The sequence below is a fragment of the Neptunicoccus sediminis genome (genome assembly GCF_001719615.1).
GTDB classification, from domain to species: domain Bacteria; phylum Pseudomonadota; class Alphaproteobacteria; order Rhodobacterales; family Rhodobacteraceae; genus Amylibacter; species Amylibacter sediminis.
Window position 1 is genome coordinate 93,505 of the sequence record NZ_MDVX01000016.1, and the last position, 14,684, is coordinate 108,188.

At 57.6% G+C, this 14,684-nt stretch carries 14 protein-coding genes and 1 tRNA gene; 12 read left to right on the plus strand and 3 right to left on the minus strand.

Annotated features, from left to right (window positions below; genetic code table 11):
* Nucleotides 1-53: 53 nt before the first annotated feature.
* Nucleotides 54-740: an SGNH/GDSL hydrolase family protein gene (locus tag BFV97_RS15245; RefSeq protein ID WP_069301250.1), complete on the minus strand. Its 687-nt coding sequence runs from the start codon at nucleotides 738-740 to the stop codon at nucleotides 54-56.
* Between the two features lie 297 nt (nucleotides 741-1,037).
* Here BFV97_RS15245 and dnaN point away from each other — a divergent pair, with 297 nt between their 5' ends.
* The 12 genes from dnaN to BFV97_RS15305 all read left to right on the plus strand — a co-directional run bounded on the left by dnaN (nucleotide 1,038) and on the right by BFV97_RS15305 (nucleotide 10,849).
* Nucleotides 1,038-2,156: a DNA polymerase III subunit beta gene (dnaN, locus tag BFV97_RS15250; RefSeq protein WP_069301251.1), complete on the plus strand. Its 1,119-nt coding sequence runs from the start codon at nucleotides 1,038-1,040 to the stop codon at nucleotides 2,154-2,156.
* A gap of 1 nt (nucleotide 2,157) precedes the next feature.
* Nucleotides 2,158-3,273: a DNA replication/repair protein RecF gene (gene recF, locus BFV97_RS15255; protein WP_083225677.1), complete on the plus strand. Its 1,116-nt coding sequence runs from the start codon at nucleotides 2,158-2,160 to the stop codon at nucleotides 3,271-3,273.
* A gap of 116 nt (nucleotides 3,274-3,389) precedes the next feature.
* Entirely contained in the window at nucleotides 3,390-3,818 is a 429-nt protein-coding gene (locus BFV97_RS15260) for a VOC family protein (RefSeq protein WP_069301252.1), read from the plus strand.
* The gene (locus BFV97_RS15265; protein ID WP_069301253.1) at nucleotides 3,815-4,438 is read left to right on the plus strand and encodes a LysE family translocator; all 624 of its coding nucleotides are present in this window, start codon (nucleotides 3,815-3,817) and stop codon (nucleotides 4,436-4,438) included. The genes BFV97_RS15260 and BFV97_RS15265 overlap by 4 nt, the downstream gene beginning before the upstream one ends.
* 71 nt (nucleotides 4,439-4,509) lie before the next feature.
* Nucleotides 4,510-4,962: a DUF302 domain-containing protein gene (locus BFV97_RS15270; RefSeq protein WP_216635968.1), complete on the plus strand. Its 453-nt coding sequence runs from the start codon at nucleotides 4,510-4,512 to the stop codon at nucleotides 4,960-4,962.
* Nucleotides 4,963-5,117: 155 nt separating this feature from the next.
* A complete protein-coding gene (gene gyrB / locus BFV97_RS15275; RefSeq protein WP_069301275.1) occupies nucleotides 5,118-7,535 on the plus strand; it encodes a DNA topoisomerase (ATP-hydrolyzing) subunit B in 2,418 nt (805 codons plus the stop codon).
* Between the two features lie 190 nt (nucleotides 7,536-7,725).
* Entirely contained in the window at nucleotides 7,726-8,403 is a 678-nt protein-coding gene (locus tag BFV97_RS15280; protein ID WP_069301254.1) for a type 1 glutamine amidotransferase domain-containing protein, read from the plus strand.
* A 255-nt stretch (nucleotides 8,404-8,658) separates the two neighbouring features.
* The gene (infA, locus tag BFV97_RS15285; RefSeq protein ID WP_069301276.1) at nucleotides 8,659-8,877 is read left to right on the plus strand and encodes a translation initiation factor IF-1; all 219 of its coding nucleotides are present in this window, start codon (nucleotides 8,659-8,661) and stop codon (nucleotides 8,875-8,877) included.
* A gap of 20 nt (nucleotides 8,878-8,897) precedes the next feature.
* Nucleotides 8,898-9,458 (plus strand): Maf family protein, encoded by a 561-nt coding sequence (locus BFV97_RS15290; RefSeq protein ID WP_069301255.1) that lies wholly within the window; start codon nucleotides 8,898-8,900, stop codon nucleotides 9,456-9,458.
* On the plus strand, nucleotides 9,455-10,504 hold the full coding sequence (locus BFV97_RS15295; RefSeq protein WP_069301256.1) for a ribonuclease E/G: 1,050 nt from the start codon (nucleotides 9,455-9,457) through the stop codon (nucleotides 10,502-10,504). Before BFV97_RS15290 ends, BFV97_RS15295 begins: the two co-directional genes overlap by 4 nt.
* The gene (locus BFV97_RS15300; RefSeq protein ID WP_069301257.1) at nucleotides 10,504-10,689 is read left to right on the plus strand and encodes a DNA gyrase inhibitor YacG; all 186 of its coding nucleotides are present in this window, start codon (nucleotides 10,504-10,506) and stop codon (nucleotides 10,687-10,689) included. Before BFV97_RS15295 ends, BFV97_RS15300 begins: the two co-directional genes overlap by 1 nt.
* An 85-nt stretch (nucleotides 10,690-10,774) precedes the next feature.
* Nucleotides 10,775-10,849, plus strand: a tRNA-Phe gene (locus tag BFV97_RS15305).
* Between the two features lie 111 nt (nucleotides 10,850-10,960).
* Here BFV97_RS15305 and BFV97_RS18650 read toward each other — a convergent pair.
* Nucleotides 10,961-12,970 (minus strand): BMP family ABC transporter substrate-binding protein, encoded by a 2,010-nt coding sequence (locus BFV97_RS18650; protein WP_157888344.1) that lies wholly within the window; start codon nucleotides 12,968-12,970, stop codon nucleotides 10,961-10,963.
* 273 nt (nucleotides 12,971-13,243) lie between these two features.
* Nucleotides 13,244-14,684, minus strand: a 1,441-nt coding sequence (locus tag BFV97_RS15315; RefSeq protein ID WP_281200959.1) for a Calx-beta domain-containing protein, incomplete at its 5' end; no start/stop codon positions are given.

The window sequence follows — 14,684 nt, forward strand, 5'->3', positions numbered from 1 at the left end:
TTTTGAGACGGGCGGCCTTCGGGCGGCCCGTTGTCGTTTCAGGGCATGTGGTTTCAGCCGTCTTTGCGGATCACTGCGGCAACTCGGGCGGCAATGGCGGCACTGCCCTTGCGGGAGGGATGGATCATATCGGCCGCATGAAAACTGCGGTCGCCAAAGGGCACCAGATCTTTGAGCGAGACCATATGCACCCCGTCATCAAAGGTAGCAAAGCGGGCGATCCGGCGCTCCAGCTCGTCGCCTTCATCACGGCAATGCTCGATCGGAGAGCCAAGCCCCGGACTGCGCAGATAGCCGACATACACCACCTTGGCGCCGGTCTTGCGAATATCAGCGATAAGGGAGGGTATCCGGCCACCCTTTCCGTCCTTGCGCGCAAGTTTGTCCAGCTTGCCCTTACAAACCACACAGCCACAGCCTAGCCACAGGTCGTTGCCACCCCCGTTCAGAATCACCCAGTCCCAATCGCCCGCGCGAAACTGCTTGCCGATATTCAGCCCCGCGCTGCCGGAAACCGGCAAATGGTAGATGATCCGCGCCCCCATCACAGAGCGGTCGATCACAGCGCGGCCCAGCGCCCGTTCCAGCACATCGGACACGGCGTTCCCGCTTAACCCGTGAGAGGCCAGCAGGGAATCACCCATCGCAAGAATATCGGCAGAAGAATCCCGCGAAACGGATTCGGTGCAACCGGACAGAAACAGGCACAACGCGGCAAAACAGGAAGCAGAAAATTTCATGGATCAATGGGGTCCGTTCGGTTCAGGTCTATACTCATGGCCAATGGGCTGCGGTCGATTTACCGTAAAACTTATGAAGATTTTGTGGCGCTGAAAGGGAAATATCAAAGCCTGTATGCCCCGATCCGCCCCAGTGCTGGTGCGTCTGTTGCATCCCCGTAAGATTACAGGGTTTTTTGCCCTTCCGATTCGCCTTCCGCTTGACCCTTTGCGCTATCCCGTGCTTTGTGAAACAGAGCTTGAAATCGAAGCCATTTGGCGTAGAGTTTGCGACCCACGCAATCTGAGGAGCGGGACATGAAGGTCAGTATTGAACGCAGCGCTTTGCTAAAAGCGATGTCACAAGCGCAATCCGTGGTGGAGCGTCGCAATACGATCCCTATTCTGGCCAATGTGCTGATCGAAGCCGAGGGCAACACTGCCAGCTTCCGCGCCACAGATCTGGATATCGAGGTCGTGGACAAGACGCCTGCGATGGTGGAACGGTCGGGTTCGACCACTGTGGGTGCCCACACGCTGCATGAAATTGTGCGCAAACTGCCAGACGGTGCAATGGTTGACCTGATGGACGATGGCGCTTCCGGTCGGCTAGAGGTTAGCGCGGGGCGTTCGAACTTCTCTCTTGCTACACTGCCAAAGGAAGATTTTCCGGTTATGGCCACCTCGGATTACGACTGCAATTTCACAGCGAATGCGGCTGTGTTGCGGCGTCTGTTCGACAAATCCAAATTCGCTATCTCGACCGAAGAAACCCGCTACTATCTAAACGGTGTGTACATGCACGCCGCAGATCGGGACGGCGAGAAAGTCTTGCGCTGCGTTGCTACAGACGGCCACCGTCTGGCGCGGATTGATGCGCCCCTGCCCGAAAATGCAAGCGGTCTGCCCGGTGTGATTGTCCCGCGCAAAACCGTGGGAGAACTGCGCAAACTTCTCGAAGACGACGATGCGGATATTGCCGTTTCGGTTTCCGAGACCAAAGTGCGCTTTGCCACACCGGAAATCACCCTGACCTCCAAAGTGATCGACGGGTCCTTCCCCGATTACACGCGGGTAATTCCCCAAGGCAACACACGCCGTCTGGAAGTGGACGCCGCAGAATTTGCCAAAGCGGTAGATCGTGTTTCAACCGTGTCGAGCGAGCGTTCCCGCGCGGTTAAACTGGCACTGGACGAAGACCGCCTGATCCTTTCGGTCAATGCGCCGGACAGCGGGGCCGCCGAAGAAGAACTGGCCGTGGCCTATGGCGACGAACGTCTGGAAATCGGCTTTAACGCCAAATACCTGCTGGAAATTGCCGGCCAGGTAGACCGCGAAAACGCCGTGTTCATGTTCAACTCTTCCGGTGATCCGACCCTGATGCGCGAAGGCAACGACGAAACTGCGGTCTATGTCGTGATGCCGATGCGGGTGTAAGTTGCCCGCAGCCCCGACACTCGCGCTGCAAAGCCTGACGCTTTCCCATTTCCGATCCCACAAGATGACCCGTCTGGAAACAGACGGGCGTCCGATTGCGATTTACGGGGCGAACGGGGCGGGTAAGACCAATATCCTTGAAGCGATCTCGCTGCTTTCGCCGGGGCGTGGCCTGCGGGCTGCCAAGGTGGATGAACTGGCCCGCGCACCGGAATCGGTGGGCTGGAAAATCTCGGGCGTGCTTCAGAGCCTCAACCAGACACACGAAATCGAAACCACTTTCACAGGCAGCGGATCGCGGGTGGTGCGGATTGACGACAAGACCACATCACAGGCCGCACTGGGGCGTGTCGGGCGGGTTGTCTGGCTGGTGCCGGTGATGGACCGGCTTTGGGTGGAAGGGGCGGAAGGGCGCAGGCGGTTTCTCGACCGGCTCGCGCTTAGCTTTCATCCCGGCCATGCAGAGGCCAGCCTGACCTATGAAAAAGCCATGCGCGAACGCAACCGGATGCTGAAGGATCAGGTGCGCGATCCGGCATGGTACAGCGCGATCGAATCCCAGATGGCCCGTGCCGGCGCACAAATTCACGCCAACCGGACCGAGGCCCTGAGCCTGCTGCAAGCCGCCCAAGACAAGGCCGATTCTGCCTTTCCTGCAGCCCATTGCACCCTGATCCACGCCGACGGGATCGCCCTGCCCGAAACCGACGCAGATTTGGCGACGGCCTTTGCCGCGAACCGCAATCGGGATCTGATGGCCGGACGCACCCTGATTGGCCCCCACCGCGCCGATCTGGCAGCAGTCTATGTGGCCAAGGGCATTGCCGCGCGTAATTGCTCTACCGGAGAGCAAAAAGCCCTGCTGATCTCGCTTATTCTGGCCAACAGCCGTGCGCTGGCGCAGGAATTCGGGGCCCCGCCGATCCTGCTGCTGGACGAAGTCGCCGCCCATCTTGACGCCAGCCGCCGCGCCGCCCTGTTCGACGAGATCTGCGCCCTTGGTGCGCAGGCCTGGATGACAGGAACAGGGCCGGAGTTGTTCACTGATTTCGGCACCCGCGCAATGCGTCTTGCAGTGCGCGAAGAAAACGGGCTTTCTGTGGTGGAAGCGCATTAACTGATAATTGAGACTCTGATGGGATACCCGAAACAGCGCAGCAGCGGCACGGGGGCGGACAAACACGCCTCGCGATCGCAGAGGCGCCTATTATCTCCTGCCCGAAAGGCCGACTGATGACTCCACAGCGTGTAACGATGATTACCCTCTCTGTCGTGAATATCACGGCCTCTCGCGCATTCTATTCCGCCCTCGGCTGGGAGGAAGCATCGGGCGGAAATGACACAATCGCGTTTTTCAAATTGCGCGGATTGCTCCTGTCGCTTTACAACCGCGATGCGTTGACCAGTGACATCGGGATGCCCATCGCCTCACGCACGACGGGGGCAATTACGCTGGCCACCAACTACGACAGCCCTGCTGCGGTCGATTCCGCCTATGACATAGCCCTTGAATCCGGCGCAGTCGAAGTGACCCGCCCGATAAAAACAGCTTGGGGCGGCTACTCCGGCATGTTTGCCGATCCGGACGGCCACCTGTGGGAATATGCCCATAATCCGTTTTGGTCCTTTGACGTAGACGGCTATCTGGTGGGCGAGGCTTGAGTATTTCCGCGATTGACCTGCTGTTATACGCAGGCGCTATTTTCCTTCTTTTCCTGACCCCCGGACCTGTCTGGGTCGCGTTGATTGCACGCGCGATCAGTGGCGGTTTTCACAGCGCATGGCCTCTTGCGCTGGGGGTGGTGGTGGGCGATGTGCTCTGGCCGCTGGTGGCCGTATTCGGCGTCAGCTATCTGGTCGCAATTTATGCGGATTTCATGATCGTGCTGAAATATATCGGCGCTGTGATGTTCGTGATCATGGGGATCAGCCTGCTGCGCAAACCGATGCAGACACTGGAAGAAGGCAACACCCGCCTGACCCGTCCGGGCATGTGGGCGGGGTTCATTGCAGGTATTCTGGTGATCCTCTCCAACCCCAAAGCGATCCTGTTCTATATGGGCGTGTTGCCGGGTTTCTTTGATTTCCGCACCATAACCGGGCTGGATATTGTCGCGATCTGCCTGATTTCTCTGGTGGTGCCCTTACTGGGAAATCTGGTGCTGGCGCTGATGGTGGACCGGATGCGCCGGTTCCTGTCCTCTCCACGGGCGGTGCGGCGGTTGAACCAACTGTCCGGCGGGGCACTGGTCGGTGTCGGGGTTCTGATTGCGCTGACCTAGCGCAAGCGTGAGTTTGCTTTGCCGGCCTCCGCGCTAGATTTTGACAGGTCTTTACACAGAAAGGTTTGATCATGAAAAATCTCGTTCTCGCCGCTACACTTGCAGCAACCCCTTTGGCCGGCGCCGCGGTTGCAGACCCGATGATTACCAAAACTTCACCCCATTCCGTCGCTGAGACCATCGACCGGCTGGCCACAGCGGTTGAAGGGGCCGGTGCCAAGATTTTCGCCCGCGTGGATCACGCAGAGGGTGCAAAATCCGTCGATATGGAGCTGCGGCCGACCCAGATGCTGATGTTCGGCAACCCCAAACTCGGCACCCCCGCGATGCAAGCGCAGCAGACCATCGGGCTTGACCTGCCCCTGCGCGTGCTTGCCTATCAGACAGAGGACGGCAGCGTTTTGCTGACCTATGAAAACCCCGCAGATATGGCTAAATCCCACGGGGCGGATAGCGACATGGAGGTAATTTCCAAGATGTCAGGCGCGCTTGACAAACTGACCAACAGCGCCATTGCGGAGTAACGGCAGCCTTCATTTCAATAACAAAAGGCGCGTCATCCACGCGCCTTTTTCTCTGGCCGCCGGAAACTGACAAATACCACAAAATCTTGTGGCATATGCGTGACAATCCTTCTGTAAACCGCTATAAATTGGGAAAAATCCCAGAAGGCGTATCCATGTCAGAAGAGCAAATTTTACCGGAAGAGTACGGTGCCGATTCCATTAAGGTTCTCAAGGGCTTGGAGGCTGTTCGCAAGCGGCCCGGCATGTATATTGGTGACACCGACGACGGTTCGGGTTTGCACCACATGGTTTACGAGGTCGTGGACAACGGCATCGACGAGGCGCTTGCCAAACATGCGGACTTTGTTTCGGTCACAATCCACGCAGATGAAAGCGTTTCCGTGCGCGATAACGGTCGCGGCATTCCGGTTGGCATTCACGAAGAAGAAGGCGTTTCCGCAGCCGAGGTCATCATGACCCAGCTGCACGCGGGCGGCAAATTCGACAGCAACTCCTACAAGGTGTCGGGCGGTCTGCACGGCGTTGGTGTTTCGGTTGTGAATGCCCTGTCGGACTGGCTGGAACTGCGCATCTGGCGGGATGGCAAGGAACACACTGCACGGTTTGAACACGGCGACACAGCACGCTCTCTGGCTGTGGTCGGGGATGCCAACGGCGAGACCGGCACCGAAGTGCGTTTCATGGCCTCTACCGAGACATTCTCCAACCGCGATTACAGCTTCAAGACCCTTGAAAACCGTCTGCGCGAACTGGCCTTTCTGAACTCCGGCGTGAAAATCATCCTGCGGGACGAACGCCCTGCCGAGCATTTGGAAAGCATTCTGCAATATGAAGGCGGCGTTAAGGAGTTTGTAAAATTCCTCGACCGTTCCAAAACCGGCCTGCTGTCCGAGCCGATCTATGTGGTTGGTGAAAAAGACGACATCGGCGTCGAAGTCGCTATGTGGTGGAACGACAGCTACAACGAAATGGTGCTGCCCTTCACCAACAACATCCCCCAGCGGGATGGGGGCACCCATATGGCCGGTTTCCGTGGCGCGCTGACCCGCACCATCAACAACTACGCCCAGTCCAGCGGCATTGCCAAGAAAGAGAAGATTTCCTTCTCCGGTGACGATGCCCGCGAGGGTCTGACCTGCGTTCTGTCGGTAAAGGTGCCGGACCCGAAATTCTCCAGCCAGACCAAAGACAAGCTGGTTAGCTCCGAAGTCCGCCCTGCGGTAGAGGGTCTGATGAACGAAAAACTGGCCGAGTGGTTTGAAGAAAACCCTGTTGAGGCCAAGAACATCGTTTCCAAAATCGTAGAGGCCGCACTGGCCCGCGAAGCAGCCCGCAAAGCCCGCGAGTTGACACGGCGCAAGACTGCCTTTGGCGGCACCGGACTGCCCGGCAAGCTGGCTGACTGTCAGGAACGGGACCCGGCCAAATCCGAAGTCTTCATCGTGGAGGGTGATTCCGCGGGTGGTTCCGCCAAACAGGGACGCTCCCGCGAAAATCAGGCGGTCCTGCCGCTGCGGGGTAAAATCCTGAATATTGAGCGGGCACGCTTTGACAAAATGCTGTCGTCCGAGCAGATCACAAACCTGATCACCGCCCTTGGCACCGGCATCGGACGCGACGAATTCAACATCGAAAAGCTGCGCTATCACAAGGTCATCATCATGACCGATGCGGACGTGGACGGTGCGCACATTCGCACATTGCTGCTGACATTCTTCTTCCGCCAGATGCCCGAACTGATCGAAGGCGGCTATCTCTACATCGCCCAACCGCCCCTTTACAAAGTGGCACGGGGCCGGTCCGAAGTTTATCTGAAGGACCAGCAATCCCTTGAAGATTACCTTGTAAATCAAGGTGTTGAAGGCAGCTCCCTGCGGCTGGCCGACGGCACAGTCATCACCGGCGCCGATCTGGCCCGCGTGGTTGAAGAGTCCCGCAAGGTGAAGTTCCTGCTGAACGCCTTTCCGACCCATTACAACCGTCACGTGCTGGAACAGGCCGCCATTGCCGGTGGTCTGGTGCCGGGCCGCGTGGATGAAAACGCCCAAGGCGTTGCCGATGCTGTGGCGGCACGGCTGAATAAGGTTTCGCTGGAATACGAACAGGGCTGGACCGGCCGGATCACCCAAGACCACGGTCTGCGTTTCGCCCGAATCCTGCGGGGTGTTGAAGAAAGCCACACGCTCGACGGGAAATGCCTGCGCAGCAGCGAGGCACGTAAACTCGGCGGCCTGACCGAAAGCCTGCAAGAGGTTTACGGCTCCATCGCGACCTTCACCCGCAAGGACAAATCCCAACCCGTCTTTGGCGCGACCGACCTGTTGTCTCTGGTTATGGAAGAAGGCGAAAAGGGCCTGTCCCTGCAACGCTACAAAGGTCTGGGAGAGATGAACCCCGACCAGCTCTGGGAGACCACGCTCGATCCCGAAGCCCGCACCCTGTTGCAGGTCCGTGTCGAAGACATCGCGGATGCAGACGACCTGTTTACCAAACTGATGGGCGACGTGGTCGAACCCCGCCGCGACTTTATCCAGCAAAACGCCCTGAGCGTGGAAAATCTGGATTTCTGATGCCAAACCCTGACAAGCCGCACCCTGTTGCGGCTTGCCTCTTTCCCGCATCGGCAACTCTCACGTTTTCTTGAGAGGCGATGCGGAACCTATTCCCCCGTTCACCCGTTACCCTAGGATTGATGGAATCTCCGGCGGCACCGCTGGCTTATCCATCCCATGAAAACACACGCACAAAAGGCGATATGTTATGAAAATCCTAATGGTACTCACCTCTCACGACGAACTTGGCGACACAGGCAATAAAACCGGCTTCTGGCTGGAGGAATTTGCTGCCCCCTATTACGTTTTTAAAGACGCCGGCGCAGACGTGACCCTCGCATCCCCCAAAGGCGGCCAGCCTCCGCTGGATCCCACCAGCGATGCAGAGGATGCGCAAACAGACGCGACCAAACGATTCAAGGGGGACGATGCTGCGCAAGAAGACCTCGCCAACACCAAGGTCCTAGCAGACGTTTCGGCCGAAGATTTTGACGCGATCTTTTATCCGGGCGGTCACGGTCCGTTGTGGGATCTGGCTGAAGACAGCGACAGCGCCCGCCTGATCGAGGCATTCGCTGCCAACGACCGCCCCATCGGGGCCGTATGTCATGCACCTGCCGTGTTCAAACACACCAAAGGTGTAGACGGCAATCCGCTGGTGTCAGGGCGCAAAGTCACCGGCTTTACCAATACCGAAGAAGAGGGTGTTGGCCTGACCGACGTGGTTCCGTTCCTTGTGGAAGACATGCTGAAATCCAATGGCGGCGAATATCACAAAGGGGAGGATTGGGCCTCTTTCGTTGTCACCGAGGGCAAGCTGGTCACAGGCCAGAACCCCGCATCCTCTGAAGAAGCAGCCGAGCGTTTGCTCTCGCTGTTGTCCTGAACCAACACACTTGCGGAGAGCCTCGGGCTCTCCGCATGCTATAAGATTCGCCTGAAAGCACAGGTACACAAGGCGCTGAAACATATTTTTTCCCAGCGTTTTTGCGAAAAATCTTTACAACTGTGCGGTTTATGGCACCGAGCGGCGGAGTCTTCGCCCCGCAGGGGCCTTTTCGCTTGATATTTTGCCGCTTTAGGATCATGTACCCCCGCATGAATGGTGGCCAAACAACCGGCCACCAATACTGGAGAAAACATGGCTAAAGAAGAACTTCTCGAATTCGATGGTGTCGTTGTCGAGCTTCTGCCGAATGCGACATTTCGGGTAGAGCTGGAAAACGGCCATGAAATTATTGCTCACACTGCTGGCAAGATGCGCAAGAACCGCATCCGTGTTCTGGCAGGGGATAAGGTACAGGTGGAAATGACCCCCTATGACCTGACCAAAGGGCGTATCAACTATCGCTACAAGTAATCCGCCGTGCGTTTGACCGCATGAGGCTGATACTCGGATCCGCCAGCCCGCGCAGGCTGGACCTGCTGGCGCAGATTTCCATCGCGCCGGCAGAAGTACGCCCCGCTGACATTGACGAAACTCCGCTCAAGGATGAAACGCCCCGTGCCTACGTCCGCAGGCTTGCTGTGGCCAAGGCCGAGGCGATTGCCCTGCAAAATGGCGAGGTCGTGCTCTGCGCTGATACCACCGTTGCCCTTGGCCGCCGCATCATGGAAAAACCCCGTGACCGCGCCGAGGCAGAGCGATTCCTGTCCCTGCTGTCGGGCCGCCGCCATCAGGTGATCACCGGCGTTGCTGTGCGATCCAGCGAACGTCTGATCCTCCGCGCGGTTATGACCCGCGTTAGCTTCAAGCGGATTTCGGACAGCGAAATGACCGCATATCTCGACAGTGACGAATGGCAGGGCAAGGCCGGAGGCTATGGCATTCAGGGCCGCGCCGCCGCCCTGATTCCTGCGATCAACGGCTCTTACTCAAACGTGGTCGGGCTGCCTCTGGCGGAAACCGCCGCCATGCTATCAGGATTTGGAATACGATGAGAAAAGGCCGGCTAGTTATTCTGGACCAGATCGAGGGCCGCGATTGCGCCGCCCTGATCGACGATGGCATTTTAACCGATCTACTGGTCGATCCGGCGAAGGCTACAGCCCCCCGCCCCGGCGCCATTTACCGCGCCGTGACCCAACGCCCGATGAAGGGGCAAAGCGGCATGATGCTGGATCTTGGCAACGGGCAGACGGGCTATCTGCGGCAGGCCAAAGGCATCCCTCCGGGCCAGACCATGCTGGTTCAGGTCTCTACCCATGCCGAGGGCGGCAAAGCCGCGCCGGTCTCTCCCAAGCTGTTGTTTAAAAGCCGGTATTGCATCGTCACACCGGACGCGCCCGGGTTGAACATCGCCCGCAAGATCCGCGACGAGGACGAACGGGATCGCCTGTTGGAAATTGCCCATGACGCGCTTGATGGTGCGGATGAAAGTCTCGGCCTGATTGTACGGTCCGTGGCCGAAGGTGTTGTGGATGATGCTATCTTTGAAGACATCAGCGCCATGCGCGAAGCGGCCCAATCGGTCTTAAGCGAAGCCGGCGGCCCCCCTGCCCTGATCCGCCCTGCACAAACAGCGCATCAGGTGGCGTGGCGCGAATGGGTCGATCCCGATCCCGACGAAGTGATGCAAGAACACGGCGGGCTGGAATTGCTCGGATTTCGCGATGCGGTTGACGATCTGCTGGCCCCGCCTGCACGTCTGTCAGGGGGGGCGTGGATGGCCATAGAGCCCACCAGCGCCCTTGTCGCCGTGGATGTGAACACCGGTGCGGATACCTCCTTTGCTGCTGGCCTGAAGGCAAATCTCGCTGCTGCGAGGGATCTGCCACGCCAGTTGCGTCTGCGCGGACTTGGCGGGCAAATCGTGGTTGATTTCGCCCCCATGCCCCGCAAAGACCAGCGCCAGGTTGAACAGGCCCTGCGCGCCGGATTCCGCGCCGACGGCATTGAAACCGCACTGGTGGGCTGGACCGGACTCGGCCATTTCGAACTCCAACGCAAACGCGAACGCTTGCCGCTGAAAGAGGTGCTGTCCTGATGAGTAACTGCCCGATCTGCGATAAGGAAACCGACCCGAAATACCGTCCCTTCTGCTCCAAACGCTGCGCAGATGTGGATCTGGCAAAATGGCTCAACGGCAGCTACGCGATTCCGGGTGGAAACACTGATGAGGAAGACGGTTTCTCTTCGGATATTGCGGCGGAAGACCCAAAAATTCATTAAGGTGCAAGAAAGCACTTGCCACCCCTGCCAGCCTATCCTAAAACGCCCCGACCCACGAAAGGCTAAGCACCCTTTCGGAACCCGTGCCCGGGTAGCTCAGGGGTAGAGCAGTGGATTGAAAATCCTCGTGTCGGTGGTTCGATTCCGCCCCCGGGCACCATTTTTACCTTACCCGCGGCGGTCAGCCACGACACCATACGATGCTTCGATACTTGCGGACAGTAACTCGCATTCAAGCATCATCCATCTCCCGAACCGAGCACTCCCCGTCTTATACGACACCGTCCAGATAGTCGGGAACAGTCAGTGCGCCCGCGATGATATCGGCAATCGCGTCATCAACGACGTTGCGCATTTCGATTGTCAGGTGCGTTTCATTGAATTCATCAATCGCATAGCCGATGGCGCCTTCTGACAGACCGACTTCGTGAAATCCCGGTGCAAGGGAATTGCCCTGATCAAACACATCCTCGACCACCACATCGACTTTTTTCAACATGGACGTCAACATATTACCGGGGTGTAAATAATTCAGATTATAGCCGTTTCCAATACCCAGAATATCCCCGTCAGCGACAGCCTGAAGCACGCCGGTGCTGCTGCCTCCGGCGACTGCGTATATCACATCTGCGCCCAAGGTGATTTGTGCTTTGGCCAATTCTGCCCCTTTAACCGGATCATTCCAAGCGGCTGGCGTTGTGCCGATCATATTGACGTAAACGGCGATTTCGTCGTCGATCGCTTCAACGCCGGCTTCAAATGCGGTCGCGTAGCGACGGGTAAGCGGAATGTCCATTCCACCAACAAACCCTACAGTCTGCGCTTCGCTGGCAAGGGCGGCGAACATGCCCATCAAATAGGCCCCTTCATGCACAGCAAAGGTGTAAGACGTCACATTGGGCTGATCCACAATCGCGTCGATTATGGCGAATGAAGTGTCCGGCGCGCCGATCGCCACCCGATCCATCGCATCAGCATAGCCCGCACCCACGGCAACGATGGGGTCGTTTCCCAACTCTGCACCGCGGCGTAAAATTGGTTCGTATTGCGCTTGTGACACAGCTTCAATCTGACGAAAGGACTCTCCGGTTTTTGCTGCCCAACGCTCTGCGCCAAGATAGGCTGACTCGTTGATCCCCTTGTCAAAAATACCGCCCAGTCCGAAAGCCAGAAAAGGCTCGCTTTCAGGGGCAGGTTCTTCGATCAGGCTGATGTCATCTTTCAACGCCTTTTTGTCGGTAATCCCTTTAAGGGTAAGCGTCTGGCCGGATCCGAATTTCAACACAGTGTCCCCGTCGACAACCCGCGCCGTATAGTCGAGGCTTTCCACCAGGATTTCGTCGACGCCCTGCCGATAATCGTTGATTGTATCGCGGTTCTTGCCACCTGAAAACGCATAGACGAACACATCGGCGCCTGCGCCTCCGGTCATAACGTCATTGCCCTTGCCACCGTTCAGGGTGTCGGAACCGCCTCCGCCAAAGAGCCTGTCTGCGCCCCTGCCCCCTTCAAGCACATCCTTACCGCCGCCCCCTTTCATCACGTCGCCTCCGGCACCACCGCGCACGATGTCGTTGCCACCATTGCCGAATATCTTGTCGCGGCCGCCGTCGCCCCAAACCGTGTCCGCGCCTTTGCCGCCTTTTATAACATCCTTACCCTTACCGCCGTGGAGTCCGTCGTCTCCGCCGCCGCCCCAAACCGTGTCCGCGCCTTTGCCAGCGCTGTAGACATCATCTCCACCCAGTAATCTGATCGTGTCATCACCGCGGCTGCCTGTCAGATCATCATCCCCTGAGGTTGGTCCGACCGGTTCTGCCTCTCCGACAGCAAAAAAGCTGAATTCATCCCCCAAGGCAGCGCGCACCGTGTCGCGATCTGCCGCGCCTTGGACAATGATCCCGTCTACGACCCCGGTTTGAAGCGCCGCGTACCATTCGGGCAGGGAAACCTTGACCGGATGAGCGCCCAGTTCAGAGATCGTTTCCAACTCGATCCCACCGGCCTGAACCAGTTTGACGCCGCTGAGGTCGAAAATTTCATCATAGGCAAAAACGTAAAGCGTGTTGTCTGTCGAAGGCTCCGGACTGATCCGTTCGGGCAGCATAGTATACCCCGCAACGGCGAGTGCATCCGTATCAGCTATGGCCGAGGTCGGGACCACCAGTATATCACTTGCCCCTCCTTCAAACAGCGAAACAGCTTCTTCGACGTCAAAAGCGGGAATAGGCTCGTAACGCATTCCTTCTCGCCGGAAATAGGCAGACACTGCCTGCTCCATTTCGCTTCCGTTGACTAAAACAATCGTCGCGCCGTCCAGCTCTGTCGCTGAAACAACACCAAGGTCGATCGAAATGTAAAAGTGAAAAGGGCCGGTCGTGAATTGCGATTGCGTGTATGTTTCAAGTCCAAAGGTTGATAACGGCAAAAGAAGTCCTCCAAAAAGCTGGCATTACTAATAGTTAAGCGAGCGTGTCCGACCGACATTCCGCCAGTGTTTTTAGAAACGGACCAACCGGCGACCGCCGAACCATCAGCCGCCGGTCCGGTTGCCCTAAATAAAATCAAAATCCGCCCTGCTGATGAGCGCACTTTCAACGTCTTCCAGAATAATTTTCGTGCCATCGTCGAAGATGATACGGGTGTCCTCCCCGCCATTTGCACTTTTGATCGTCACATCCCTGAAGGCTGCGTTCTCGACGACAATTTCGTCTCTGCCATCCTCAAAATCAACGATGACATTTACCCCTTCGTTGACCGAACCCTTAAACAGGAAGCTATCAGCTCCGCCGCCGCCAGACATTTCGTCGCGACCTTTACCCGCGATGAGGACATCCTTCCCGCTTCCGCCGTTCAGCATATCCTTGCCGTTGCCACCGATCAGGCGGTCATTGCCATTCCCACCCGAAAGCACGTCGTTCTTTGCGCCGCCGTTGAGAGTGTCCGCACCGCCCCGTCCGACCAACTCATCGCCGCCGCCACCGCCGGCCAGATGGTTGGCGCCCTTGTCTCCGAACAGATGGTCGTCACCCCGACCGCCAATTATTCCTTCAACCGACTTCAGCTTGTCCCTGGATACGCCCGTGTCTTGAAATCCTTTTGCAGACAGCGAGACGGTGACACCCTCTTTGCCGGAGTAGGAAACACGGTCAAAGCCTCCGCCTCCGACCAGAATATTTTTGCCAGCGCCGCCTTCCAGCACATCAAATCCCGCTCCGCCCAGCATTTTATCGTTGCCGTTGCCACCAAAGAGCCGGTCCCGCCCTGCACCTCCATGCAGATAGTCTGACCCGCTGTAGCCAAAGATTTTGTCTGCGCCGCCAAACCCGTACATCGCGTCCTTGTCGTCCGTGCCGGTTAACGTGTCCTTGCCTTTTCCACCGACAATTTCATCCGGTGTGATCGTTGCCACACCAATGGAGTCTTCCGTCCCGTTCTTGATAAAACCGTTGGGCGTCACGGAAAGCGAGAAGGTCTCGCTGGTTTCGATTTTTCTGTCGCCAAGGATGTCCACCGCGACCGATGTGATGGTCTGACCAGCTTTGAATGTGACCTTACCGCTTACTCCGATATAGTCCTCGCCTTCTGTCGCGGTGCCGTCGATGGTTGTGTAATCAAGCGTAATATCTTCGGTAGAGGGATCGGACAGTTCCACCTGAAAGACGGCCTGTTTGCGCCCGCCGTTGCCTTCCAGAATGCGCGGGTCCGAAACAAAGAGCGCCAGATCATTGTCACCGCCGTGATCGTCGCGAATGATGCCGATCGCGGTCAGGGTCGGTTCGCCGCCCGCCAGAACAGCATTCTCGGCGCTGTGAAGTTCCAGTGTGTAATTCTCGTCGGATTCATCAGGGAAATCACCCGTGTGCGTGATGGTAATGATTTTTTGCACTTCGCCGGGGTTGAACTTTATCGATCCGCTATTGCCAAAGAAGTCGACGCCACCGTCCCGCGCGGACCCGTCCGTTACCGTGCGAAAGAACACTTCTACATCAGAG

Bases quoted from the DNA above. Each gene is read 5' to 3' on its own strand.
- BFV97_RS15245 (WP_069301250.1), bottom strand. From the start codon at position 740: ATGAAATTTTCTGCTTCCTGTTTTGCCGCGTTGTGCCTGTTTCTGTCC.
- dnaN (WP_069301251.1), top strand. From the start codon at position 1,038: ATGAAGGTCAGTATTGAACGCAGCGCTTTGCTAAAAGCGATGTCACAA.
- BFV97_RS15260 (WP_069301252.1), top strand. From the start codon at position 3,390: ATGACTCCACAGCGTGTAACGATGATTACCCTCTCTGTCGTGAATATC.
- BFV97_RS15270 (WP_216635968.1), top strand. From the start codon at position 4,510: ATGAAAAATCTCGTTCTCGCCGCTACACTTGCAGCAACCCCTTTGGCC.
- gyrB (WP_069301275.1), top strand. From the start codon at position 5,118: ATGTCAGAAGAGCAAATTTTACCGGAAGAGTACGGTGCCGATTCCATT.
- BFV97_RS15280 (WP_069301254.1), top strand. From the start codon at position 7,726: ATGAAAATCCTAATGGTACTCACCTCTCACGACGAACTTGGCGACACA.
- infA (WP_069301276.1), top strand. From the start codon at position 8,659: ATGGCTAAAGAAGAACTTCTCGAATTCGATGGTGTCGTTGTCGAGCTT.
- BFV97_RS15290 (WP_069301255.1), top strand. From the start codon at position 8,898: ATGAGGCTGATACTCGGATCCGCCAGCCCGCGCAGGCTGGACCTGCTG.
- BFV97_RS15295 (WP_069301256.1), top strand. From the start codon at position 9,455: ATGAGAAAAGGCCGGCTAGTTATTCTGGACCAGATCGAGGGCCGCGAT.
- BFV97_RS15300 (WP_069301257.1), top strand. From the start codon at position 10,504: ATGAGTAACTGCCCGATCTGCGATAAGGAAACCGACCCGAAATACCGT.
- BFV97_RS18650 (WP_157888344.1), bottom strand. From the start codon at position 12,970: ATGGAGCAGGCAGTGTCTGCCTATTTCCGGCGAGAAGGAATGCGTTAC.